Below are 25,677 nucleotides of genomic sequence, written 5' to 3' on the forward strand. Positions count from 1 at the left end.
CGTTTTCACGATATTTAGAAAGTATTGCATTGCACAAACTTTCGTTTTAGGTGAGAAATTCTTCCTTTTTGCTTTCAATTTATTGACAGCTTTCGAAACCCTGCCCTAGAGTCGGCCGCAACCGCTGTTGGTCGTCTGGTTTTCGGAATGCCCGTCGAACGGGCCTTGGGGGCAAGGTGGAATTCCGTGTGCGTCGTCCGCGATCGTCGAGCGCGCTTTCTCCGAGCGCGGCCTCGGCCGGTGCGTCCCGTCCGGGCGCGCCGTTGCGCATCGCGATCCTCGCCGCGCTGTGCGCCGGCGCGCTGCCGGCGTCGGCCGAGCCGGTCGGCAACCTGCGTGCGGTGCGCGCCGGCGCCGGCGCGACGCCGAACTGGGAGCTGAGCACCGACAGCGGCAGCGTGCTGCGCATCGAGGTGCTGGCCGACGACATCGTGCGGGTCCAGGCCGGGCGCGGCGGCAAGCTCAGCGGCGCCGGCGACAAGGCCGCGCCGATCGTGTTGCCGCAGCCGGCGGCCCAGGTCGAGGCTGCGCTGGAAGAAGATGCCGCCGAGGTGCGCGTGCGCACCGGCGCGCTGGTCCTGCACGTGCAGCGCCAGCCATTGAAGTTGAGCCTGGAGCGCATCGACGGCGAGCGCCGCGCGCCGCTGTGGCGGGAACTGCAGCCGCTGGACCTGGACGCCAGCCAGAGCGTGCAGGTGCTGTCCTCGCAACCCGACGAAGCCTTCTACGGCGGCGGCCAGCAGAACGGCCGCTATCAGTTCAAGGGCCGCGAAGTGGAAGTCTCGTACTCCGGCGGCTGGGAAGAGGGCGACCGCCCCAGCCCGGCGCCGATGCTGCTGAGCTCGCGCGGCTGGGGCATGTTGCGCAACACCTGGAGCGACGGCGGCTACGACCTGCGCCAGGGCGACCAGGCCACCTTGCTGCACCGCGAGGACCGATTCGACGCCTACTACTTCGTCGGCGAACTGCCGCGCCTGCTCGAACGCTACACCCGCCTGACCGGCCGCCCGGTGCTGCTGCCGCGCTGGGCGCTGTCCTACGGCGACGCCGATTGCTACAACGACGGCGACAACGGCAAGAAGCCCGGCACCGTGCCCGAGGGCTGGCACGACGGCCCCACCGGCACCACGCCCGACGTGGTCGAGAGCGTGGCGCGCCAGTACCGCGGACACGACATGCCCGGCGGCTGGATCCTGCCCAACGACGGTTACGGCTGCGGCTACAAGCAACTGCCCGAGACGGTGAAAGGGCTGGCGAAATACGGCTTCCGCACCGGCCTGTGGACCGAGAACGGGGTCGACAAGATCGCCTGGGAAGTCGGCACCGCCGGCAGCCGGGTGCAGAAGCTCGACGTGGCCTGGACCGGCAAGGGCTACCAGTTCGCGCTCGACGCCAATCAGTCGGCGTTCGACGGGATCATGAAGAATTCCGATTCGCGCCCGTTCCTGTGGACGGTGATGGGCTGGGCCGGCATCCAGCGCTATGCGGTGGCCTGGACCGGCGACCAGAGCGCGAGCTGGGACTACATCCGCTGGCACGTGCCGACCCTGGTCGGCTCGGGCCTGTCGGGCATGGCCTACGCCACCGGCGACGTCGACGCGATCTTCGGCGGCAGCGCCGAGACCTACACCCGCGATCTGCAATGGAAGGCGTTCACCCCGGTGCTGATGGGCATGTCGGGCTGGTCGTCGAACGCGCGCAAGCATCCGTGGTGGTTCGACGAGCCCTACCGCAGCATCAACCGCGACTACCTGAAACTGAAGATGCGGCTGACGCCGTACATGTATGGCCTGGTGCACGAGGCCGCGCAGAGCGGCGCGCCGCCGGTGCGCGGTTTGATGTGGGACTACCCGCAAGACCCGCACGCGCGCGACGAAGCCTACAAGTACCAGTTCCTGCTCGGCCGCGACCTGCTGGTCGCGCCGGTGTACCGCAGCCAGGCCGCGAGCCGCGGCTGGCGGCGCGGCATCCACCTGCCGGCCGGGCGCTGGATCGACTACTGGGACGGGCGCAGCGTGCAGGCCGGCGCGGCCGGGCGCGAGCTCGATCGCGCGGTCGAACTGGCGACGTTGCCGGTGTTCGTGCGCGCCGGCGCGATCGTGCCGATGCACCCGGCGATGCTCTACGACGGCGAGAAGCCGCTCGACGAAATTACTTTCGACCTGTATCCGCAGGGCGAGTCGCAGTATGCGATGTACGAGGACGACGGCAACACCCGCCGTTACGAACAGGGCGAGTCGAGCACCCAGCAGGTGCGCATGAGCGCGCCGGCGAGCGGCAGCGGTCCGGTGGCGGTGGCGATCGACGCGGTGCAGGGCCAGTACCGAGGCCAGCTGTCGCAGCGCCGCTACGCGCTGCGCGTGCTCAGCCGGCAGGCGCCGCGCGCGGTGACGCTGGACGGCCGCGCATTGCCGAAGCTGGCCGACGCCGCCGCGCTGCAGGCGGCGCCGGAAGGCTGGTACTTCGATCCGAACGAACGTAAGGGCAGCGTGCACGTGCGCAGCGCCGCGGTGGACATCCGCAAGCCGTTGCAGTTCGCGCTGGACTTCGCCGTCGCCGCGGCGCCCGCCGACGATGCGTATCCGGCCGCTCCGGCGTTGGGCCGCGCGCTGCCGGCCGACAGCTTGCTGGTGGTCAACCGTCCGGCCGAAGAGCCCGGGCACGCGCTGGAAAACGCCTTCGACGACGATCCCAAGACTTGGTTCCGCAGCATCCGCAATCAAGCGGTGCGCACCGGTGCGCACGAATGGACGATCGGGTTCGGCGAACGCAAGCTGATCGACGGCATCGAGCTGGCGCCGCGCAACGACAAGAACTGGAAGCACGGCCAGGTCCGCGACTACGAGGTCTACCTGGGCGACAGCAACGGCGAGTGGGGCGAACCGGTCGCGCGCGGTCGCTTGCAGCTCAAGCAGGACACCCAGCGCATCGAGTTCCCCGCGCGCGCCGGCCGCCTGCTGCGTTTCCGCGTGCTCAGCGTGCAGAACCCCGAGGGCGACGGCGCTTCCGCGACCGATCCGATGGTCACCGCGGCGCAGGCCGGCGCCGCGCGCGCGGTCGATGCGCTGCAACCGCGCGATGTCGGCCCGATCGCGCTGGCGAGCTTCCACATCCTCGAACACCAGCAGGCCGAACGCCCGCAACAGCAGCGCTATCTGTCCGAACTGCCGCTGCCGCCCGCGCTGGCCGCGCAGGTGCGCGCCGACCGCTCGTTCGGCGCCGACCGGCCGCTGCGCATGAACGGCCTGCTGTTCCGCCGCGGTCTCGGCGTCGGCGCGGCCAGCCGCATCGATCTGAAATTGCAGGGTCAATGGCGCTTGCTGCGCGCCGACCTCGGCATCGACGACGCCTGCCGCGCGGCCGGCGGCCTGCAGTTCCAGGTCTGGGGCGACGGCCGCCTGCTCTACGACAGCGGTCTGGTCAAGGCGCCGGGCGTGGTCAAGCCCGAACTCGACATCCGCGGCCTGTCCGCATTGAGCCTGCGCACGCTCGGCGCGCAGGGCAGCCAACCCGCCCAGGTCTGCGCGAACTGGGCCAACGCCGCGCTGATCGGTCAGGAGGGCGACAGCGCCAGCATCCTCGCGCCGTGAGCCGGCGCACCGTCCCGCCATACCGCCCGCCGTCCGTCCCGCACCGAACAGGTAGCGCCTAACTCCGAATCCGCAACGCAGCACCCAAACGCAACACCGCTCCTCCCCCGCCCATACCGACTGCGGCCCGATGGCCGCGGCCCGGGATCGCTGTTGCCTTCATTCCGCCATTCGCGCCGCAGTCATCCTGCCAGGAGAGTTCCGATGTCGCCCGCCAGCCGTCGCCCGCGCCGTCACAGCGCCCACCGTTCCACCCCGCGTTTCCCAGTCGCGCCGCTGTCGCTGGCGCTCGCCGCCGCGCTGCTCGGCCACGCGTCCATCGCCGCCGCACAGGAGCAGGGCAGCGACGGCGCGGACGGCAAGAGCAAGACCACCGAACTCTCGCGCGTGGAGGTCACCGGTTCCAACATCCGCCGCCTGGACGTGGAAACCGCCTCGCCGGTGCAGGTGATCAGCAAGCAGGACATCGAGAACATGGGCGCGCGCACGCTGCTGCAGGTGCTCGACAACCTGCCGGCCGCGCGCCCGGCGCAGCAGGACTCGCGCTCGCTGTTCACCGGTTCCGACGGCGCCTCGCAGGCCAATCTGCGCGGCCTCGGCGCGCAGGCGACGCTGGTGCTGCTCAACGGCCGCCGCCTGTCGTACTACGGCGCGCCGGCCGGATTCCAGACCCAGTTCGTCAACATCGACTCGATCCCCGCCGCGGCGATCGAACGCATGGAAGTGCTGACCGACGGCGCCTCGGCCGTGTACGGCACCGACGCGATGGCCGGCGTGATCAACGTGATCACCAAGCGCAACTACCAGGGCGCCGAGATCACCGCGACCACCGACCTGTCCTCGCGCATCGACTCCTACGGCGAGCACCAAGCCAGCATTACCGCCGGCTTCGGCGACCTCGACCGCGACCGCTACAACGTCTACGGCTCGTTCAACTTCTACCGTCGCGACGCGATCCCGCTGAGCGACTTCTACGACAAGCGGCCGAACCAGTACTACATCAACAATCCGAACTACATCAAGAACCTGCGCCTGGGCACCGGCAGCAAGCCGGGCGAGTTCAATCCCGGTACCTACTTCGCCTTCGATCCGCGCACCGGCGCGCGCGTGCAGGAGGCCGCGCCCGGCTGCAACAACGTGCTCACCGGCGAAGCCGCCGGCCCGCGTTGCATCTGGCAGACCTGGATGAACAACGAGATCGACGCCGGCGCGCAGACCGAGCGCATGACCGGCTACGTCAACGCCCACTTCCTGATCGGCGAGAGCACTGAGGCCTTCGCCGAACTGACCTACACCGACATCGACCTGCGCGCCAACGGCGGCACCCCGCGCAGCTTCAGCACCACCACCGGCAACCCGACCAGCTGGTTCTCGCGCGACACCGGCGCCAACGTCAACCAGTTCCTGTACCCGTTCCTGGGCCCGAACAACGAGTACAACCACGCCAGCCCCGAGCTCAAGGCGATGATGGGCGGCGTGGTCGGCCTGCAATACCTGCTGCAGGACGCCGGCAAGAACTACTTCGGCCAGCGCAACACCGACCAGAGCTATCGCGCGGTGGCCGGGATGCGCGGCAATCTCGGCGACTGGAACTGGGAAACCGCGTTCGCCACCGCCGGCAGCCACTCGATCACCTACCAGACCATCAACGTCAACCTCGACGGCTTCCGCAAGGCCTTCGGCCCGTTCACCGTCGATCCGGGCACCGGCCGGGTGATCATCTCCGACCACCCGGCGTACAAGTTCGGCGAGATCAGCGAGGCCAACGCGGCGTTGTTGCGCGAGGCCTACCCGACCTTCGACATCCAGTCCTGGACCCGCCTGCACACCCTCGACGGCAAGATCGAAGGCCCGCTGGCGCAGCTGCCGGCCGGCGAGATGCGCGCCGCGTTCGGCTTCAACATCAGCCGCGAGACCTTCTACACCCCGGGCAACGAGGACGCCGCGCGCGGCCTGATCACCCAGCAGGGCGGCTCGTGGTTCGACGGCAAGCGCAACACCTACGCGCTGTTCGCCGAGACCGTGGCGCCGCTGACCGACAAGCTCGAACTCGACGCCGCGCTGCGCGTGGACAAGTACCCGAACTTCAGCGCCAACGTCGCGCCGAAGATCGGCCTGAAGTACCAGGTCATGCCGCAGCTGCTGCTGCGCGGCACTTACTCGGAAGGCTTCCGCGCGCCGAGCCTGGCCGAGGCCGGCACCGGCGGCGTGTTCGCCCAGCTCGGCGGTTTCCGCGACGAACTGCGCTGCAACGAGACCAACGCCATCGCCAACCTGCTGCGCCAGTCGCGCCGCGCCGGCGACGTCGACCTCGGCAACTCGCTGCTCAACGCCGACTGCAGCCGCACCGTCGCGCGCATGACCCAGCCGAACCAGGAGCTGAAGCCGGAGAAGGCCAAGATCGCCACCCTGGGCGTGGTGTTCGAGCCGCTGGACTGGCTGTCGGTCTCGGCCGACTACTGGTTCGTCTACCGCCGCAACGAAATCGCCGCGCCGGACTTCAGCAAGATCCAGGACATCTCCGAGCTGCGCCGTTCGCCGATCACCGACTCCGACCGCGCCGCGGTGGCGGCGCTGGCGGCGATGTGCGCCGACCCGGCCAGCGGCGTGGCCTGTCCGGGCACGCTGCCGGGCTACAGCGCCGGCAACGTCGCCAGCGTGGTCGGCCAGTACAAGAACCGCGGCCGCACCCTGATCGACGGTTTCGACATCGACGCGCGCAGCCGCTTCTCGCTGGGCGAGTGGGGCGGGCTCAACATCGGCCTGGCCGCGACCATCGCCAACCGCAACCGCTCCTACCTCGACGACGAAAGCGGCTGGTTCTACGGCGACACCGTCGGCTACTACAACAACCCGCGCCTGCGCGCGACGATCAACGCCGACTGGAACTACCAGAAGTTCACCACCAGCGTGTTCGTCAACTACGTCGGCGGCAGCAAGTGGGCGCGCGAGCGCGTCGACGAAGTCGACAACAACGAGCAGACCTGCACCGCCGGCTACCTGCCGGTGCCCAAGCCGCAGTGCGACGGCGCGCCGTCGTGGTGGACCGCCAACCTCAGCCTGAACTGGCGCCCGACCGACAAGCTCAACGTCGGCGTGACCGTCAAGAACCTGTTCGACCGCCTGCCGTTCTACGACCCGAACAGCTTCCTCGGCGACTCGCCGGACTACGCCAGCATCTTCGGGCGCAGCTACAGCTTCACGGTCGGCTACAAGTTCTGAGGAGGGCCGTCGCGCCGGCCTGCGCCGGCGCGACGGTTCCGCGGGACGACCGCCGCGCTCAGTTGCAGCGCCGCGGCACGGCGTACTTGGTGATGTTGGCCGGTTGCGGCAGGCCGGGCGGATTGCTCTGGCTGAAGGTCAGGAAGAACGCGGACGCGCCGGGCGTGACCGTCGCCAGGTAACAGCTGACGCCGTCGGTGCCCATGTCGACGACGGAGGCGCCGTTGTTGACGCTCCAGCCCCAGTTGTAGGGAAAGTTCTGGGTCAGGCAGAGCTTGTAGGCGGTGGGCTGGCCGATGCAGGGCGTATTCGGGCCCTCGATGCTCTGCGCGCCGGCGCCGAAGCTGACGGACAGGGCGAGCGCGAGGCAGATCGTTTCCATAGTCTTCATGGTGCGGTCCTTGCGGGTGGATGAGCGCCGTATCCTGCCGGCGCGGACGCGAACGGTGACTCACGTTCGCTCACTGCGTACTGGCGGCTGGGCCGGCGATTGCGGCGTTCGCGGTCGGATCGCTCGACTTGGGCTGCGTGCGCCGCGGCGTCGCCGCATGCCGGCCTGCCGGCCGAACGCCGCGGCTAAGGCGTCGGTTGGCGCACGGCGGACGCGGCCTCTTCGCGACCGTTCGCTAGCGCACGACTCCTTCGCTGGAATCGATCTGCGCGACATCCTCGCCGAACCTCGTCGCCATCGCCTCGCGCCGTACTCGCGCCCGCCATCGGCAGCGGTTGGCGCCGATCCGCTCGCGCGTTCGATCGGCCGCATGCCGTTTTTATCGTTCAGCCCGTTGCGCCGACGCCGCGCATCGCCGCGCCCGCGCAAGGCGAACGCTGTGACCTGCGTTCGCGCAAGCGCGGCGCGCGGATGCGATAACTCCGCGTCGCGCCGCGCAGCCGGCGCGCGTGGGCGAAGCGGACCGTAGGGATGTTCGCCTCTTGGTTCGTTTCTAGGCTGGACGCGCAGGGACACGACTTCGAAGCGGCCCGCGCGCCGGTCAAATCGATAGCGTTTTCCAGCTAAAACCAGAGGAGATCAGCCAATGTTTGGAAAATCTGCGCTTCTTGCGGTCGGTCTAATGGCGTTTTTCGGCGTTGGCGAAGCCAGCGCGCGCAATGTCGTGTTCTTGAACAATCCTTCGCCGCAGGACGTGAAAGACGTAGGCAAGTACTTGGTCAGCGGCACCGGCCAGCCGTTCTTTTCCGACCTGGTGCTGTTCGCCGCCAACATCAACGGCAGCACGCCGAACACGCCGGTGCTGTACTACAACGCCGAGATGAGCGCGATCCTCAAGGACAACCTGAGCATCGTGCGCGGCTTGCAGGCCCAAGGCATCAAGGTCCAGATCTCCTACCTGGGCAACCATCAGAACGCGGGCTGGTCGTGCAACATGAGTTCGGCCGCGGCGACCAAGCTCGCCAACGCGATGGTCGCCGACGTGGTCAAGTACGGCCTGGACGGGATCAGCGTCGACGATGAGTATTCGCAGTGCTCGGGCAACGCCAAGGCGTTCTATTCGGTGCTCAAGGCGATCCGCGCCAACAGCAAGTTCGCCGGCAAGACCCTGTCCAAGGCGCTGTGGTCGGATTCCAGCTACTTCCGCTCGCCGTCGAACGCGGCCGACTACCTGACCGAAGGCTACGAGATGACCTACGCCGGCAGCGTCAGCTACCTGGCGCCGTACGTCGGTTACGGGATGAGCAAGAACGCGCTGTTCCTCGGCATCTCGCCGCAGTTCAGCCCGGCCTCGTCGGTGCGCTCGATCGCCCAGGACGTCGAGGACGACGGCTACCAGGGCGTGATGATCTGGGCGCCGAATGCCTTCCTCGACACCGCCTCGGCGTCGGCGTACTACACCCAGATCGTCAAGGCGCAGGCCGGCGAAGCGGAGTCGGTGGAATACGTTCCCTGACCGCGACGGCGCGCCGTTGCGGTACGCGCTAGACAGTTGCGAAACGCGACGCAGATCCGGCCGCACAGAAAGCCCTCGTTCGCGAGGGCTTTTTCTTTGTCCGCGCCGCCGCGCGCGTCGGCGCATTCGCGCGTGCCGCGTGCCGGAACGCTAACGAACGGGCGGTCGTTTCGCATCGCGTTGAGTCGGCGGCGAAGCGGCATCGCGTCGCGGCCGCGGCGTTCATCGCGATGCCGATGTGATCGAAATGCAGCCGTTTTCAACGGCCATGAGATCGAACCGGACATGCGTGGAGGCATCCACGATGCGGCGGCCATCCATGATCGCGATCACCGATGCGGCCGAAACCTTCGTGTACAAAGCTGCCTCGCCGACCGGCCGGCCCGCGCGCCGGAGAGCGAAGCCGCGGCGAACGCCGCATGCAGCCCAGGAGATAGGCGATGGTGTCCGACCGCACGCCCGAGCCAGGATCGCGCTACCCGCTGCTACGCCGCGCCGCCTATCCGCTGCTGCTGGCGGCGGCGTTGGCGACCGCGGTCGCGGGCTTGCGCCTGCACTGGGACCCGGGCGCGACCAGTTTCTCGTTCCTGCTCGGGACCTTGCTCTATCTGGGCATCCTGGAGCGTTTCATCCCTTACGACATCGACTGGCATCCGACCCGCCGCGAGTGGGCGCAATACGGCGTCTATTTCCTGCTGACCGTTCTCGGCGGCGCGCTGTCGGCGGGCCTGGTCGCGGCCGCGGCGACCGCGCTGGCGCCGGCGCAGCCGCGCCTGCCGATGTGGGCGGAGATTCCGCTGGCGCTGCTGCTGGGCTCGCTCGCCGGCTACGTCATGCACCGGCTCAGCCACCACAACCGCTGGTTGTGGCGCGTGCACGGGATCCATCACGTGCCGGACAAGGTCAACGTCGGCAACAACGGCGTCAACCATGTGTTCGACGTCGCCATCGACCAGTTCGTGGTCCAGTTCGCGCTGGCGTTGGCCGGGTTTTCCGAGGCTTCGGTGTTCGCCATCGGCATCTTCGTGCTGGCCCAGGGCTATATCGCCCACGCCAACGTCGACGTGCGCCTGGGCTGGCTCAACCACATCGTGGTCGGGCCGGAACAGCACCGCCTGCACCACAGCACCGATCCGGCCGATGCCGGCCACTTCGGCGCGGAACTGTCGATCTGGGACCACGTGTTCGGCAGCTATACCTGGCGTCCGGGACGCAAGCCGCTGCGGGTGGGATTGATCGACCCGAGCACATTCCCGCAGACCCGCTCGGTGTTCGCCAGCGTCCTGCATCCGCTGCGGCGGCGCGCGCGTTACCAACATCGCGACGACGACGCCCGCACCGGCCCGGCGTCCGCGCGCGACCGCGCCGCGGACGGCTAGGGCGTCCGTTTCCCGCTACGCCGCGATGCGCGCGGCGGCCTTCCGACCGGCAACCCGCCAAGGAGAACACGATGCGCACGGCGAGCAGCGAATCCTCTTCCTCCCAACGTCCGCTGGGTCCGGCGCAACTGGCCGCGAGCGGCGCGTTCGCGCGCGCGCTGGCGGTGGCGGCGCGCCTGGGCCTGGCCGACCTCACCGCGACGCAGGCGCGCACGTCCGCCGAACTGGCCGCGCAGACCGGCACCGATCCGCAGACGCTGGCGCTGCTGCTGCGCACCCTGGCCATGGCCGGGGTGTTCGATATCGACGGCGAAGGCCGCTTCGGCCTGAGCGAGGCGTACCAGCCATTGCGCGGCGATCATCCGCAGTCGCAGCGCCACGTCTGCATCCTGGTGGCCGAGACCTACGACGACGCCTTCGCCGGCTTGCTGGAGACCGTGCGCAGCGGGCGATCCGGCTTCCGCCCGGCCTTGGGCACCTCGCTCTACGATTACCTTGCCGCGCATCCCGACGCCGAGGCGATCTTCGACGAAGCCATGGCCGAACTGGCCCGACCGGTGGCGCGGGCGATCGCCGCGCGTCCCGGTTTCGCCGAGGCGGCCATGGCGATCGACATCGGCGGCGGCAGCGGCGCGTTCCTGCGCGGCCTGCTCGACGCCCATCCGCACTTGCGCGGCATCTGCCTGGACCGCCCCAGCGTCTGCGCGCGCGCCGCTCAGCGCGCGGTCGGTGGCGATGCGCGGCTGGAGTTCCGCGCGGCCGACGTGTTCAGCGAGATTCCGGCCGGCGGCGATCTTTACCTGGTCAAGAACGTGCTCTACGACTGGTCCTTCGACAGCGGCCTGAAACTGCTGACCGCCGCGCGCGCGGCGATGGCGCAGACCGCCGCCGCCGAACCCGGCCGGGCGGCGCCGCGGCTGCTGGTCGTCGAACCGTTGTTCGAGCGCGAATCCGACGCGCCGCGGGCCTTGTTCCAGAAGGTGATCTGCGAGGACGGCACGCGCGGGCTCGACGAGGCGCAACTGCGCCGCCTGATCGAGGCGGCGCGGCTGCGGGTGCTGGGCGTGGAGCGCCTGGAGACCGGACACAGCGTATTCGAATGCGCGCCATGAGCGCGGCCGGCGTCCGCCGCGGCTGGCGGCGGACGCCTCGCGCGCCGCGCGTCGTCACTGCGCCGGCGAGGGATACCCGCCCAGGTCGCCGACGATATTGATGCACTTGCCGCCCGCGTCGCAGGCGGCGTGGACGATATTGCGGTCGTTGCAATTGCCGTAGGTCTTGGTGGTCTGGCTGCTGGCCGGCAGGTTGCCGTTGGCCACCGGCAGGTGGAACACCGAGGACTGCGCGCCGATTACGCTGCACGACGCCAGCTGGTTGTCGCCCTGGCTGTATTCCTCGACGAAGCTGACCGTGGTGTTCTTGAAGCCGCTCCAGCCGCTGGGGATCAGGATCGTGGCGACCGCGACGCTGTCGCCGGTCATCAGGTCGGTGACGGTGCCGGTGACGCGGTTGGACGTGCGCGCCACTTCGACCTTGTACTTGTGCCCGGTCTTCCAGTCCCACTTGAGCTGGCATTGCACGCCGCTGCCTTCGTGCGAGAAGTGGTTGCAGGCGGCGCGGCTAGCCGGGTCCCAGCCGCTGGCCAGCCAGATCGAGAAATTCAGCCAATGCTGGCCGCCGCGGTTCTGCAGGCCGATGTAGCCGCCGTCGCCGCCGACGAACCAGAACTGGTTGGCCCAGTAGTAATTCGAGCGCGCGCCGCCGTCCTGGACGACCTGATCGTAAAAAGTCATGCGGTCGTAACCGGCGGCCGCGGCCGGCCAGCGCGCGTCGGTGCTGACGATGCCGCCGACGACGACGGCGTGCGCGGCGGGCGCGGCCAGGGCGCTGGCGGCGAGCAGGGCGGACAGGGCGAGACGCTTCATCGGAAACTCTCCAGTGTCGGGGGCGAAGGCGCGGCGCCGCAGCGCGTGGGCGCGGCGACGTTGGCGAACCTAGCAGTGGCCGGCGAGGTCGCGCGGGGCGGACAACGATGTCGGATCCTTGCGCGCGATCACGTTCCGCGCACCGCGTTGGTGTCGTCGGCGGACAAGACGCATTGCGGAGGCGCGCCGCCGCGCGGTCGGCGCTTGCGGTGTTGCGCCGATGGGGTGATGGCTCGCTGTGCGGGCGGTTCGTTGCAGGATAACGTTGTCTTGTGGCGGCGGCCGCACCCGTGCCGCCGCCGAGGCCGGACCTGCGCAGGGCGCGGCCGGCGGCGGACGCCGCTTCCAGGCCGGATTCGCCGCAGTGCTGACTTTTCTCACCCGCGCCGCCGCGCCTGCGCGGCTAGCATGTCCGTTTCGTCGAAACAGGACCGGGCATGAATCTGCGATTGCGCGTTGTATCCGTCGCTGCGTCCGCGTCCGTGTCCGTGTCCGCGTTGGCGCGCTCGGTCGCGGCCGCGCTGCTGCTGGCCGGCGCGGCGGCCGGCGCGTCCGCCGACACTGGCCCGGCGCCCGCGCGCGAACCGGTCGTCGACACCGCCGACGTAGAGCGCTTCTACGCCGTCTACGACGCCGCGCGCGGCAAGCCCGACGCGCAGGCATTGCAACGCGGCTACCTGGATTCCGGCACGCCGGCCCTGCGGCAGTTCGCGGTCGCGCGCATCGGCACGATGCAGCGGCTGGCCGAGCGCATCGGCGAGCGCCCGCAGGCTTACGAAAAGGCCCGCGCCTGTGCGCAGCGGCTGCCGCAGATCCGCGCCGGCGTGCGCGCGGCGATGGCCGAACTCGGGCGGATCTATCCCGAGGCGTCGTTCCCGCCGGTGACGCTGGCGATCGGCCGCGGCGGCACCGGCGGCACGACCACGCCGGCCGGCGTGGTGATCGGCGTGGAGACGATCTGCAGCGCCGATTGGCTGCAACCCGACCTCACCGCGCGCTTCGTCCATTTGATCGCGCACGAGTACGCGCACGTGCAGCAGCCCGGCGCGGCGGTCGAGACGCCCGGCGCCAGCCTGCTCTATCAGGCGCTGATCGAAGGCGGCGCGGAGCTGGTCGGCGAGCTGTCTTCGGGCGAGGTCAATGCGGTGCACCTGCGCGAGCGCACGCGCGGACGCGAATGCGAGTTCGAGCGCGAGTTCGCGGCCGAGCAAGGCGGCAGCGACCTTTCGCGCTGGTTCTACAACGGCGTCGGCGACGACCGGCGTCCCGGCGACCTCGGTTACTGGGTCGGCTATCGCATCGCCGCCGCGTTCCACGCGCGCGCGGCCGACAAGCGCCGCGCGTTGTACGAGCTGTTGCATGCGACGCCGGAAAACGCGCAGGACCTGTTGCGGCGCAGCGGCTGGCGGCCGCAGTGCGGCGAGACCGCGGCGTCCGCGTCGCGGGCTCCGGCCAGTGCGATCGATCCGCTGGAGGGCGGCCTGAAGAGGCGCGCCTGAAGAGACCGGTCCGAAGAGGCCGATTCGAAGCGCCCGATCCGATAAAGACCGACCCGGCGCGAGAGGAGCGATCCGCGATCGGCGTCCCGTCCCTCCGTCCCGCGTCGGCCGTGGCGGCCGGCGCGCGCCTGTGCGGCGAGCACACTCCGAGTGCAACGATGCGCTCGAACCCTGAGTGTCGCGGCACACAAGCTGTAGCCAAGCCGTCCGTGCGGCCGCGTGCGGCCTCGGCGCGGCGGCGAAAGGCTTTACAATCAGCGCCTTGCCGGGACTCGCGGCCGCGACGGGACGGGGCGAACGCCGCGAACGCCGCGCCCGGGCCCGCTGCGGCGCCGCCTCGGCAGGCCGGCGCCGTCCCCGATCCGCGATTTCCCAAGGAGTGTCCTGCGTGCCCACCTGGCTAGTGACCGGCGGCGCCGGTTTCATCGGCGGCAACTTCGTCCTCGACGCGGTGCGCCGCGGCGTCAAGGTCGTCAATCTCGACCTGCTCACCTACGCCGGCAACCGCGACACCCTGGCGCCGCTGGACGGCGAGGCGGGGCACGCGTTCGTCCAGGGCGACATCGGCGACGCCGGGCTGGTCGGGCGGCTGCTGGCCGAGCACCGCCCGGACGCCATCGTCAACTTCGCCGCCGAGAGCCATGTCGACCGCTCCATCGACGGCCCGGCCGCGTTCGTGCATACCAACGTGGTCGGCACGCTGAGCCTGCTGGAGCAGGCGCGCGATTATTGGAAGTCGCTCGACGCCGCCGGTCGCGACGGGTTCCGGTTCCTGCACGTGTCCACCGACGAGGTCTACGGCTCGCTCGGCGAGAACGGCAAGTTCAGCGAGACCACGGCGTACGCGCCGAATTCGCCGTATTCCGCGTCCAAGGCGGCTTCCGACCATCTGGTGCGGGCGTTCCACCACACCTACGGCCTGCCGACGCTGACCACCAACTGCTCCAACAACTACGGCCCGTACCAATTCCCGGAAAAGCTCATCCCGCTGGTGATCGCCAAGGCCCTCGCCGGCGAGGCCTTGCCGGTGTACGGCGACGGCATGAACGTGCGCGACTGGCTGTACGTGGGCGACCACTGCGCGGCGATCGCGCGCGTGCTCGAGGCCGGGCGGGTCGGCGAGACCTACAACGTCGGCGGCGACGCCGAGCGTCCCAATCTGACCGTGGTCAAGACCATCTGCGCGCTGCTCGACGCGCGCCGCCCGCTCGCCGACGGCCGCGCGCGCGAGTCGCTGATCGCCTTCGTCGCCGATCGTCCGGGTCACGACCGCCGCTACGCCATCGATGCGTCCAAGCTCAAGAACGAACTCGGCTGGGCGCCGACGGTGACCTTCGAACAAGGCATCGAGCGCACCGTCGAGTGGTACCTGAGCAACCAAGAGTGGGTGCGGCGCGTGCTCGACGGCAGCTATCGGCTCGAGCGCATCGGCCAGGCCTGAGCGGTGACGATCCGCAGTTTCCAAGGGGACACGCAATGAACCGCAAGGGCATCATCCTGGCCGGCGGCTCCGGCACCCGGCTGTATCCGATCACCCAGGCGATCAGCAAGCAGCTGCTGCCGGTGTACGACAAGCCGATGATCTATTACCCGCTGAGCGTGCTGATGCTGGCGGGCATCCGCGAGGTGCTGGTGATCAACACCCCGCACGAGCAGCCGCTGTTCCAGCACTTGCTCGGCGACGGCTCGCAGTGGGGCATGCGCATCGAGTACGCGGTCCAGCCCAGTCCCGACGGGCTGGCCCAGGCCTATCTGATCGGCCGCGATTTCGTCGCCGGCGAGCCGAGCTGCCTGGTGCTGGGCGACAACATCTTCCACGGTCCCGGCCTGACCGCGATCCTCAAGCGCGCCGACGCGCGCCGCGAGGGCGCGACCGTGTTCGGTTACTGGGTCAGCGATCCCGAGCGCTACGGCGTGGCCGAGTTCGACGCCGAAGGCCGGGTGATCGGGCTGGAGGAAAAGCCGCTCAAGCCGCGCTCGCGCTATGCGGTCACCGGCCTGTACTTCTACGACGGCCGCGCCAGCGACTTCGCCGCCCAGCTCAAGCCGTCCGCGCGCGGCGAGCTGGAGATCACCGACCTCAACCGCAAGTACCTCGACGAGGGCTCGCTGCACCTGGAGCAGCTCGGCCGCGGCTACGCCTGGCTCGACACCGGCACCCACCAGTCGCTGCTGGAAGCGTCCAACTTCATCGAGACCATCGAGACCCGCCAGGGCCTGCGCATCTGCTGCCCGGAGGAGGTCGCCTACGGCAACGGCTGGATCGACGCGGGACAACTCACCGACCTGGCCCGGCCGTTGATCAAGAACGGCTACGGCCAATACCTGCTCAGCCTGATCGAACGCGGCCCGGTGCCGTGAGCGGCGGGCCGCGGCGACGCAAGCGACGTACCCCATGAAAATCATCGATACCGATCTGCCCGGCTGCCGGGTGCTGGAACCGCAAGTGTTCGGCGACGCGCGCGGCTTCTTCTACGAGTCCTTCAACCAGGACAAGCTCGACGCCGCCGGCCTGCGCCTGCGCTTCGTCCAGGGCAACGTGTCCTCGTCCGCGCGCGGCGTGCTGCGCGGATTGCATTACCAGTGGCCCAAGCCGCAGGGCAAGCTGGTCAGCGTGCTCGACGGCGAAGTCTGGGACGTGGCGGTCGACATCCGTCGCGGCTCGCCGCACTTCGGCCGCTGGACCGCGGTGGTGCTCAGCGCCGAGAACAAGCGCCACTTCTGGGTGCCGGAAGGCTTCGCCCACGGCTTCGTCGTGCTCAGCGAGCGGGCCACCTTCAGTTATCTGTGCACCAACACCTACGACGCCCAGGCCGAAGTCGGCCTGCGCTGGGACGATCCGGACCTCGGCGTGGACTGGCCGGTCAGCGAACCGCTGCTGTCGGCCAAGGACCAGGCCGCGCTGTGGTTGCGCGACGTGCCCGAAGACCGCCTGCCGGTCTACGCGCCATGAGCCTGGGCCGGGTGTTGGTGGTCGGCGGCGACGGCCAGCTCGGTGTCGAATTGCGCCGGCGCCTGGCCGCCGACGCCGCGCAGGTGCTGGCGACCACGCGCAGCGGCCGGCTCGCCGACGGCGGCGCCTGCGAGGCGCTGGACCTGGGCGAGGCCGAGGCGATCGCGCCGTTGCTGCGGCGCCTGCGTCCGGATCACGTGGTCAACGCCGCGGCCTACACCGCGGTGGACCGCGCCGAATCCGAACCGGCGCTGGCGCAAGCGATCAACGCCGTCGCGCCGGGGCGGCTGGCGCAGGCCTGCGCCGCGCTCGATATCGGCCTGATCCACTTTTCCACCGACTACGTCTTCGACGGCCGCGGCCAGCGTCCGTACCGCGAGGACGACGCGACCGCGCCGCTCAACGTCTACGGCCGCAGCAAGCTCGACGGCGAACGCGCCGTCGCCGCCAGCGGGGCGCGCCATCTGATCCTGCGCACGGCCTGGGTGTACGCGGCGGATCATGGCCACAACTTCCTGCGCACCATGCTGCGCCTGGGCGGCGAGCGCGAGGAACTGCGCGTGGTCGCCGACCAGCGCGGCTCGCCGACCCCGACCTGGCTGCTGGCCGACGCGGTCGCGCGGATTCTCGAACGCGGCATCGCCGAGCCGGGCGTGCGCCACCTCGCCGCCGCGGGCGAGACCACCTGGCACGGCTTCGCCGAGGCGATCTTCGCCGAGGCGGTCGCCGACGGCAGGCTGGCGCGCGCGCCGCGGGTGCTGCCGATCGCGACCGCCGAGTACCCGACGCCGGCGCAGCGGCCGGCGTATTCGGTGCTGGATACGCGGTCGTTGCGCGAGGAGTACGGGTTGGAACTGCCGGATTGGCGCGAGGGGCTGCGGGTGGCGATGGCGCGGTGAGCGCTCTGCGTTTGCCGGTCTTGCGCGCGAGTCGGTCGCAGCCGTTGTACGCGCTGTGCAAGCGGCGACCGCGGGGTAGCCGGTTGCGTCGTATGTGCGGTATCGCGGTCGCGGCTCGCGCCGCTCCTACAGTCGCAAACGCCGCTACCCGAAGCCCCTGTAGGAGCGGCGCGAGCCGCGACCGCGCTGCCGCCGGTCGCGCCGTGACTACCGGTCGAAAACGAAAAAGGGCGCCCGCGGGCGCCCTTTTTCTATTTCCCGAACCGCAAGCTCACTGCACCCCGTGCATCCACCGCTTCAACCACGGCGACAGCAGCAGGAACGCCACGCCCGAGCCGATCCCGAGCCAGGTCAGCATCGAGAACAGTTCGCCGTACTTGAGCGAGGCGGCGGCCATGTCGATCGCGCCGCCTGCGGGAATCTCGACCGAGGCGATCTTCGCCAGCTGCGCCGCCAGCACTTCCGAGAACGCGGTCGACAACCAGAACGCGCCCATCATCAGCCCGACCACGCGCGCCACCGACAGCTGGGTCACCGCCGACAGGCCCAGCGGCGACAGGCACATCTCGCCGACTTCGAGCACGAAGTAGGCCAGCACCAGATACCACACGCTGGCCAGTTCGCCGCCGCCGGAGATCTTGGCCGCGGCGACCAGCGGCAGGAACGACAGGCCGGCGAGGATCAGGCCCAGCGACATCGTCACCGGCTTGCTCGGGTTGCGCCCGCGCCGCGCCAGCCACGGCCACAGCCACGAGAACAGCGGCGCCAGCACCACCAGGAAGAACGGGCCCAGGTAGGTCAGCGAGCCGGCGGTCTGCGGCACCAGCACCACGTCGTGCGCGGTGGCCAGGGCCAGGCCCAGCACCAGCAATGCGATCAGCGCCTTGGCCAATCCGCCGCGGCCGCGGTCGCTGGCCATCAGCGCGGCCACCATCAGCACCGGGCTCGCGGCCATCGAGAACAAGGACCACGGCAGCGGCGGCTTGTAGCCGGCGGCGGCGACCACGCCGAACATGTCCTTGGTCATCAGCCGGTCGTTGAAGGTCACCCACGAGCCGTAGGTCTGCTCGTACAGGGTGAAGAAGATCAGCACCGCCAGGATCAGCACCACCAGCGCCAGCATCTGCTCGCGCTGGATCTTGGTGCACTGGCGGGCGATGAAACCGAAGAACCAGATCAGGAACACCAGCAAGGTGGCGAGCATGATCGCCAGCGCCGCGGTGAAGCTGAGGTCGCCGAGTTGGAGCGTGACCTGCGAGGCGAACTGGATCGTGCCCCACAGCACCAGCACGCCGCCGGCGCTGCCGAGGTAGATCCAGGCTTCGCGCGAGAGGCCGTTGAGCTTTTCGCGCAGCCGCGCCGGTTCGGCCGGCTCGGCGTGGCCGTGCAGGTAGCGCTGGCCCCACAGGAACGTCGCCAGCCCCGCGACCATGCCGATGCCGGCGGCGCCGAAGCCGTACTTCCAGCCGTAGGTCTCGCCGAGGAAGGCGCAGATCAGCGAGGAGAACAACGCGCCGACGTTGATGCCGGCGTAGAACAGGGTGAAGCCCGAATCGCGGCGCGGATCGTCCTGGGCGTAGAGCTTGCCGACGATGGTGGAGATGTTCGGCTTGAGGAAACCGACGCCGGCGATGATCAGCGCCAGCGACAGGTAGAACACCTGCATCGCGACTTCGTCGCGCACCACCTTGCCGTTCACCAGCTTCGCCGCGTGGCCTTCGTAGGCCATGCCCAGGTGGCCGAGCACCAGCAGTACGCCGCCGAGCACCACTGCCTTGCGCATGCCCAGATAACGGTCGGCGATCAGGCCGCCGATCACCGGCACCGCATAGACCAGGCCGCCGTAGGCGCCGATCAGGTCGTAGCCGGCGTCGTCGCCGAACAGGTGGTACTTGAGCAGGTACAACAGCAGCAGCGCCTTCATCCCGTAGAACGAGAAGCGCTCCCACATTTCGGTGAAGAAGCAGACGTACAGGCCCTTGGGATGGCCGAGGAAGTCGTCGTCGCGGGCGGCGGCGAGGGCGGAAGAGGCGGGGCTTGCTGCGGGCACTAGCGAAGGTCCGGTCGGCGCCAGGCGGGAGGGCGGAGTATAGGCCGCGCCGGCCGGCGCAGGCATGGGCGGCTTTGACGGGGCTGCGACAGGGACTCTCGATGGGTCGGACTCCCGTGGGAGGGACTTCAGTCCCGACGCTTTTCGGCCCGATCGCCGGCAAACCCTGGCGCCTCGCAAGCCCGATCCCGGCGGGGACAAAGGCATCGGGACTGAAGTCCCTCCCGCCTGAAGCAGTCCCGGCTCGGCCGGGATGGCCGCAATTCCCGAAATGCCCCGGGAAAACCGCCTGTTCATTCGAACGCGCGGGCTTTTGCCCAATCCCGCTTTTTGCCGCAGTGCACTTTTACAGGCGGGCGCAACGGATGCGATCATCGGCGGATTGCCCCGCTGCCGGCCCGCCGGACGAGCGTTCGCATACACCGCCGCATGCCCGCCCACCCGCGATGGAGACGCCGATGGCCTCACCCGCCAAGCAGCCCCAATTGACCTTCCGCGCCGTCCTGCTCTCCGTGTTTCTCGCGGTGATCCTGGCCGCCGCCAACGCTTACCTGGGCCTGTTCGCCGGCCTGACCATCGCCACCGCGATCCCGGCCGCGGTGATCTCCATGGCCGTGCTGCGCCTGCTCGGCGGCGGCACCATCCTGGAGAACAACATCGTCCAGACCGGCGCCTCGGCCGGCTCGTCGATCGCCGCCGGCGTGATCTTCACCATTCCGGCGCTGGTGATCCTGGGCTACTGGCAGGACTTCCGGTATTCGTGGGTGCTCGCCATCGCCGGCCTCGGCGGCCTGCTCGGCGTGCTGTTCTCGGTGCCGCTGCGGCGCTCGATGATCGTCGAAGACCCGCTGCCGTTCCCCGAAGGCAAGGCCGCGGCCGAAGTGCTCAAGGCCGGCGAGAACCCGGGCCCGGGCATGAAGATCCTCGGACTGGCCGGCGCCATCGGCGCGCTGCTCAAGCTCGCCGCCGAAAGCGGCATGAAGCTGATCCCGGACAACGCCGTGGTCTCGGGCTTCATGGGCAAGTACCTGGGCTACATGGGCACCAACCTGTCGCCGGCGCTGATCGGCGTGGGCTACATCGTCGGCCTCAACGTCGGCATCGTGGTGGTGTCCGGCTCGATCCTGTCGTGGCAGTTCGCGATTCCGATCTACCACATGTTCTTCCTCGACTCCGACCCGGCGCTGGCGGCGAAGATCGCCGGCGGCAGCGCGGCCGACATCGGCGGCGCGATCTGGTCGGCGAAGGTGCGCTACCTCGGCGTCGGCACCATGCTGATCGGCGGTGTGTGGACGTTGTTCTCGCTGCGCAAGTCGCTGCTGTCGGGGGTCAAGAGCGGCCTGGCCGCGGCGCGCAAGAGCGCGGCGGTCGGCGAAGTCGCCGAAACCGACCGCGACCTGCCGATGAAGTGGATGCTGGTCGCCCTGGTCGGCTTCGTGCTGCCGCTGCTGTTGCTGTACCAGGCCATCGTCGGCAACTGGTTCGTCAGCGTGCCGATGACCATCATCATGATCGTCGCCGGCTTCCTGTTCGTATCGGTGTCGGCGTACCTGGCCGGTTTGATCGGCTCGTCGAACAACCCGGTCTCGGGCATCACCATCTCCACCATCCTGTTCGCCTCGGCGGTGCTGGTGCTGATGCTGGGCCGCGATTCGCCCATCGGCGCGGTCGCCGCGATCATGATCGGCGCGGTGGTGTGCTGCGCCGCAGCCGTCGGCGGCGACAACCTGCAAGACCTCAAGGCCGGCTACATCGTCGGCGCGACGCCGTGGAAGCAGCAGCTGATGCTCGGCATCGGCGCGTTCTCGTGCGCGCTGATCATGGCGCCGGTGCTGAACCTGCTCGCCGCCGCCTACGGCATCGGCGCGCCGACGCCGGAACACCCGAACGCGCTGGCCGCGCCGCAGGCCACGCTGATGGCCTCGGTCGCCAAGGGCCTGTTCGGCGGCGAGCTGCCGTGGACGATGATCGGCATCGGCGCCGGCATCGGCGCGATCATCATCGCCTTCGACGAGTGGCTGAAGTCGCGCAAGGCCAAGTTCCGCGTGCCGGTGCTGGCCGCGGCGATCGGCATCTACCTGCCGCTGGAGCTGATGGTGCCGATCTTCCTCGGCGGCCTGCTCTCGCACATCGTCGGCCGCCGTCGCGGCCTGACCGCGAACAGCAGCGAAGAGGAAAGCGACCGTGTGCACCGACCAGGCACCCTGTTCGCCGCCGGCCTGATCACCGGCGAGGCGCTGATGGGCATCGCCATCGCGTTCCCGATCGTGATCACCAGCGACCGCAACGTGCTGGCGCTGCCGGAGCAGTTCCACTTCGGCCCGCTGGTCGGCCTGGCGGTGTTGGCGGCGGTGGTCTGGCTGTTCTACCGCAGCAGCAAGAACGCGGCCACGCCGGCCGCGGCCGCGCACGACTGAGTTTGCGCGACGGCCCGGCAGCGATGCCGGGCCGTCGCGCGTTCGCCCTCATCGATTCCGCTCGCCCGGCCGCGCTTCGCGCCGCCGCTTCCCGCATCGATCACCGTTCACCGTTCAGAGGTTCGCCATGACGCCACGCCACGCCCTTCTGCCGCTGGCCCTGTCGCTGGCCTGCGCATCCGCGCCGGCTTTCTCGCTCACGCCGCCCGCGCCGCAGGGCCTGCAGATCCGCGACCTGGCGAGCATGGACCGCTATTCCTCGCCGACCCTGTCGCCGGATGGCCGCCAGTTGGTGTTCGCCAAGCGCACGGTCGACTTCGCCGCCAACAAGTCCGCCACCTCGCTGTGGATCGAGGACCTGTTCGCGCGCGATTCGGCCCCGCCCAAGCGCCTGACTCCGGAAGGCTGGAGCGTCAATTCGCCGGCGTTTTCGCCCGACGGCAAGACCGTGTACTTCCTCAGCAGCAAGAGCGGCAGCTCGCAGCTGTACTCGCTGCCGCTGAGCGGCGGCGCGCCGAAGCAGGTGACCGCGTTCGACGGCGACGTCGGCGGCTTCCAGCTCTCGCCCGACGGCAAGCGCATCGCGTTCAACGCCGAGGCCTATCCCGATTGCGCGGCCGACCTGGCCTGCAGCAAGAAGAAGCTCGACGCGGCCGAGAAGAGCAAGGCCACGGGCAAGGTGTTCGACCGCATGTTCATCCGCCACTGGGACGCGTGGAACGACGGCCGTTTGAACCGTTTGTTCGTGGCCGACCTGCCGGCCGCCGGCAAGACCGCGTCGGCCGCCAAGCTCGTCAGCGGCGAAGTGATCGGCGACGTGCCCTCGCGCCCGTTCGGCGACAGCAGCGAATACACCTGGTCGCCCGACAGCCAGTCGCTGGTGTTCAGCGCGCGCAAGGCCGACGCCAAGGAACCGTGGTCGACCAACTTCGACCTGTACCTGGTGAGCGCCGACGGCGGCGCGGCCAAGAATCTGACCGCGTCGAACCCCGCCTGGGACACCGGCGCGACCTTCAGCGCCGACGGCAAGACCCTGTACTACCGCGCGATGAAGCGCCCGGGCTTCGAGGCCGACCGCTACGGCCTGATGGCGCTCGACCTGGCCAGCGGCAAGTCGCGCGAGATCGCGCCGCAATGGGACCGTTCGGCCTCCAACATCGTGCTGTCGGCCGACGGCAAGACCATCTACACCACCACCGAAGACCTCGGCCAGCAGCCGCTGTTCGGGGTCGACATCGCCAGCGGCAAGGCCATCCGCCTGATCGCCGACGGCACCGTCAATTCGCCGACGCTGGCCGGCAAGACCTTCGCCTTCACCCGCAACACGCTCAAGAGCGGCGACCAGATCTTCGTCGGCGGCCTCGACGGCGCGCCGGAGCGCGCGATCACCCCGAGCGCCTCGCAGATCCTCGGCAACACCCAGTTCGGCGACTTCGAACAGTTCGAGTTCAAGGGCTGGAACGGCGACAGCGTGTACGGCTATGTGGTCAAGCCGTGGAACTACCAGGAAGGCAAGAAGTACCCGGTCGCGTTCCTGATCCACGGCGGCCCGCAGGGCAGCTTCGGCAACGGCTGGAGCTACCGCTGGAACCCGCAGACCTACGCCGGCCAGGGCTATGCGGTGGTGATGATCGACTTCCACGGCTCCACCGGCTACGGCCAGGCCTTCACCGACGCGATCAGCCAGCACTGGGGCGACCGCCCGCTGGAAGACCTGCAGAAGGGCTGGGCCGCGGCGCAGAAGAAGTATTCCTTCCTCGACGGCGACAAGGCCTGCGCGCTGGGTGCGTCGTACGGCGGCTTCATGGTCAACTGGATCGCCGGCAACTGGCAGCAGCCGTGGAAGTGCCTGGTCAGCCACGACGGCGTGTTCGACCAGCGCATGATGGGCTACGCCACCGAAGAGCTGTGGTTCACCGAGTGGGAGCAGGGCGGCACGCCGTACGAGAAGCCGGCCGCGTACGAGAAGTTCAACCCGGTCAACCACGTCAAGGACTGGAAGGTGCCGATGCTGGTCATCCACGGCCAGCAGGACTTCCGCATTCCGGTCGAGCAGGGCATCGGCGTGTTCACCGCGCTGCAGCGCCAGGGCATCGAGTCCAAGTTCCTGTACTTCCCGGACGAGAACCACTGGGTGCTCAAGCCGCAGAACAGCGTGCTGTGGCACGACACGGTCAACGGCTGGCTGAAGCAGCATATCGGCCAGTAAGCGACGCCGTCGCGCGCATGCGGGAAGGCCGCCTTCGGGCGGCCTTCGTGTTTTTGTTTGTATCCGATCGCCGCGTCGGTTCGTCTCCGACTGTAGGAGCGACGCAAGTCGCGACCGTGCAACCGCACATACGACGCAAGCGCGATGTCGCGGTCGCGGATCGCGCCGCTCCTACAGGGGCTTCGGCCTCAGCGCGTTACCTGAACTCGCGTCGCGGCACCATCGGGCCTTGCCCGTGCGGGCCGATCCGAAGTAAAAGCGTGGACGCCTTCGAGGGGAAGCCCGCATGCCCGACACCGCCCGCACGGCGCTCATCAGCAACGACATCGTCGTCCTCGGCCTGATCGCCGCCACCCTCGGCCTGGTGTTCTGGAGCTCCGCGCAGCAAACCGGCTTCTGGAAGAAGTTCTACACCTTCGTCCCGGCGCTGCTGCTGTGCTACTTCATCCCCGGTATCTACAACACCGTCGGCCTGGTCGACGGCAACAACACCAAGCTCTACAACCCGGTCGCCAGCCGCGTGCTGCTGCCGGCGGCGCTGGTGCTGCTGACCCTGACCATCGACCTCAAGGGCGTGCTCAAGCTCGGGCCCAAGCTGCTCATCATGTACGCGGTGTCGTCGCTCAGCGTCGCTTTCGGCGCCATCGTCGCCTTCGTGGTGATGCGCGCGGTGCACCCGGAAACCGTGGCCGGCGACACCTGGGGCGGCATGGCCGCGCTCGCCGGCAGCTGGATCGGCGGCGGCGCCAACATGCTGGCGATGAAGGAGATCTTCCAGGTCGACGCGACCACCTTCGGCCAGTTCGCCGTGGTCGACGTCGGCGTGGGCTATGTGTGGATGGCGGCGCTGATCTTCCTGGCCAGCCGCGCCCAGGCCATCGACGCGCGCAGCGGCGCCGACGTCAGCGGGATCGAGGAACTCAAGCAGCGGATCGAGCACTTCCGCGCCCAGCACGAGCGCGTCGCCAGCCTGACGGATCTGGCGATGATCGTCGGCATCGCCTTCGGCGTGGTCGGCCTGGCCCATGCCATCGCCGGGCCGCTGTCGGCCTGGTTCGGCGCCAACGTGTCGTGGGCGCGCACGGTGAGCCTGCACGAACCGTTCTTCTGGGTGGTGGCGGTGTCGACCTTCGCCGGCCTGGGCCTGAGCTTCACCCGCGCGCGCCAGCTCGAAGGCGCCGGCGCGTCGAAGATCGGCAGCCTGCTGCTGTACTTCCTGATCGCCTGCATCGGCCTGCAGATGGACATCCTGGCGCTGCTCGACAAGCCGTGGCTGTTCGCGCTGGGGATCATCTGGATCGCGGTGCACATCGCGATCCTGTGGGGCGTCGGCCGGCTGCTGAAGGTGCCGCTGTTCTATTTCGCGATCGGCTCGCAGAGCAACATCGGCGGCCCGGCCTCGGCGCCGGTGGTGGCGTCGGCGTTCCATCCCTCGCTGGCGCCGGTCGGCGCCTTGCTCGGCACGCTCGGCTACGCGACCGGGACCGGGCTGGCCTACCTGGTCGGCATCACCCTGCGTTCCATCGCCGGCGATACGCCGGCTTGAAGCCGAATGTAGGAGCGGCGCGAGCCGCGACCGCGACACCTCGCTTGCGTCGTATGCGAGGTGTCGCGGTCGCGGCTCGCG

Annotated in this window: 16 protein-coding genes; 13 read left to right on the forward strand and 3 right to left on the reverse strand. The window is 69.3% G+C overall.

Going from position 1 to position 25,677, the window contains the following annotated elements; all coding sequences use genetic code 11:
* The first annotated feature begins 263 nt into the window (after positions 1–263).
* Positions 264–3,590: a TIM-barrel domain-containing protein gene (locus JHW41_RS07580; RefSeq protein ID WP_250449520.1), complete on the forward strand. Its 3,327-nt coding sequence runs from the start codon at positions 264–266 to the stop codon at positions 3,588–3,590.
* Between the two features lie 204 nt (positions 3,591–3,794).
* Positions 3,795–6,812 (forward strand): TonB-dependent receptor domain-containing protein, encoded by a 3,018-nt coding sequence (locus tag JHW41_RS07585; RefSeq protein ID WP_428995473.1) that lies wholly within the window; start codon positions 3,795–3,797, stop codon positions 6,810–6,812.
* Positions 6,813–6,870: 58 nt separating this feature from the next.
* Here JHW41_RS07585 and JHW41_RS07590 read toward each other — a convergent pair whose 3' ends face one another.
* Positions 6,871–7,203, reverse strand: a complete 333-nt coding sequence (locus tag JHW41_RS07590; protein ID WP_250449521.1) for a hypothetical protein — start codon at positions 7,201–7,203, stop codon at positions 6,871–6,873.
* Between the two features lie 730 nt (positions 7,204–7,933).
* Here JHW41_RS07590 and JHW41_RS07595 point away from each other — a divergent pair.
* The 3 genes from JHW41_RS07595 (at position 7,934) to JHW41_RS07605 (ending at position 11,210) form a co-directional block, all read left to right on the forward strand.
* A complete protein-coding gene (locus tag JHW41_RS07595) occupies positions 7,934–8,719 on the forward strand; it encodes a glycosyl hydrolase family 18 protein (RefSeq protein WP_158229961.1) in 786 nt (261 codons plus the stop codon).
* A 440-nt stretch (positions 8,720–9,159) separates the two neighbouring features.
* Positions 9,160–10,098, forward strand: coding sequence for a sterol desaturase family protein (locus JHW41_RS07600; RefSeq protein WP_250449522.1), 939 nt, complete (start codon positions 9,160–9,162; stop codon positions 10,096–10,098).
* 71 nt (positions 10,099–10,169) lie between these two features.
* Positions 10,170–11,210 carry a methyltransferase gene (locus JHW41_RS07605; RefSeq protein WP_250449523.1) on the forward strand — a complete coding sequence of 347 codons (1,041 nt, stop codon included), beginning with the start codon at positions 10,170–10,172 and terminating at the stop codon, positions 11,208–11,210.
* Between the two features lie 54 nt (positions 11,211–11,264).
* Here JHW41_RS07605 and JHW41_RS07610 read toward each other — a convergent pair whose 3' ends face one another.
* On the reverse strand, positions 11,265–12,023 hold the full coding sequence (locus JHW41_RS07610) for a DUF3472 domain-containing protein (protein WP_250449524.1): 759 nt from the start codon (positions 12,021–12,023) through the stop codon (positions 11,265–11,267).
* A 482-nt stretch (positions 12,024–12,505) separates the two neighbouring features.
* Between JHW41_RS07610 and JHW41_RS07615 the strand changes: the two genes are divergently transcribed.
* From JHW41_RS07615 to rfbD, 5 genes are all read left to right on the forward strand, one after another.
* Complete coding sequence (locus JHW41_RS07615) at positions 12,506–13,522, forward strand: DUF2268 domain-containing putative Zn-dependent protease (protein WP_250449525.1); 1,017 nt, start codon at positions 12,506–12,508, stop codon at positions 13,520–13,522.
* Between the two features lie 388 nt (positions 13,523–13,910).
* On the forward strand, positions 13,911–14,963 hold the full coding sequence (rfbB, locus tag JHW41_RS07620; protein WP_078999903.1) for a dTDP-glucose 4,6-dehydratase: 1,053 nt from the start codon (positions 13,911–13,913) through the stop codon (positions 14,961–14,963).
* A gap of 35 nt (positions 14,964–14,998) precedes the next feature.
* Complete coding sequence (rfbA, locus tag JHW41_RS07625) at positions 14,999–15,883, forward strand: glucose-1-phosphate thymidylyltransferase RfbA (protein ID WP_057948438.1); 885 nt, start codon at positions 14,999–15,001, stop codon at positions 15,881–15,883.
* A 34-nt stretch (positions 15,884–15,917) separates the two neighbouring features.
* Positions 15,918–16,475: a dTDP-4-dehydrorhamnose 3,5-epimerase gene (gene rfbC / locus JHW41_RS07630; protein ID WP_057948437.1), complete on the forward strand. Its 558-nt coding sequence runs from the start codon at positions 15,918–15,920 to the stop codon at positions 16,473–16,475.
* On the forward strand, positions 16,472–17,374 hold the full coding sequence (gene rfbD / locus JHW41_RS07635; protein WP_250449526.1) for a dTDP-4-dehydrorhamnose reductase: 903 nt from the start codon (positions 16,472–16,474) through the stop codon (positions 17,372–17,374). Before rfbC ends, rfbD begins: the two co-directional genes overlap by 4 nt.
* 271 nt (positions 17,375–17,645) lie before the next feature.
* On the opposite strand, the gene JHW41_RS07640 is transcribed toward rfbD, so the two are convergent.
* Positions 17,646–19,424, reverse strand: a complete 1,779-nt coding sequence (locus JHW41_RS07640) for a peptide MFS transporter (RefSeq protein ID WP_250449527.1) — start codon at positions 19,422–19,424, stop codon at positions 17,646–17,648.
* Between the two features lie 458 nt (positions 19,425–19,882).
* On the opposite strand from JHW41_RS07640, the gene JHW41_RS07645 reads away from it, so the two are divergent.
* The 3 genes from JHW41_RS07645 (at position 19,883) to JHW41_RS07655 (ending at position 25,596) form a co-directional block, all read left to right on the forward strand.
* Positions 19,883–21,841 carry an OPT family oligopeptide transporter gene (locus tag JHW41_RS07645; protein WP_057948434.1) on the forward strand — a complete coding sequence of 653 codons (1,959 nt, stop codon included), beginning with the start codon at positions 19,883–19,885 and terminating at the stop codon, positions 21,839–21,841.
* 127 nt (positions 21,842–21,968) lie between these two features.
* Positions 21,969–24,050 (forward strand): alpha/beta hydrolase family protein, encoded by a 2,082-nt coding sequence (locus JHW41_RS07650; protein WP_250449528.1) that lies wholly within the window; start codon positions 21,969–21,971, stop codon positions 24,048–24,050.
* A gap of 286 nt (positions 24,051–24,336) precedes the next feature.
* Entirely contained in the window at positions 24,337–25,596 is a 1,260-nt protein-coding gene (locus JHW41_RS07655; RefSeq protein ID WP_250449529.1) for a DUF819 domain-containing protein, read from the forward strand.
* Positions 25,597–25,677 lie beyond the last annotated feature (81 nt).

Origin of the sequence: Lysobacter enzymogenes, assembly GCF_023617245.1 — a bacterium.
Taxonomy (GTDB): Bacteria; Pseudomonadota; Gammaproteobacteria; order Xanthomonadales; family Xanthomonadaceae; genus Lysobacter; species Lysobacter yananisis.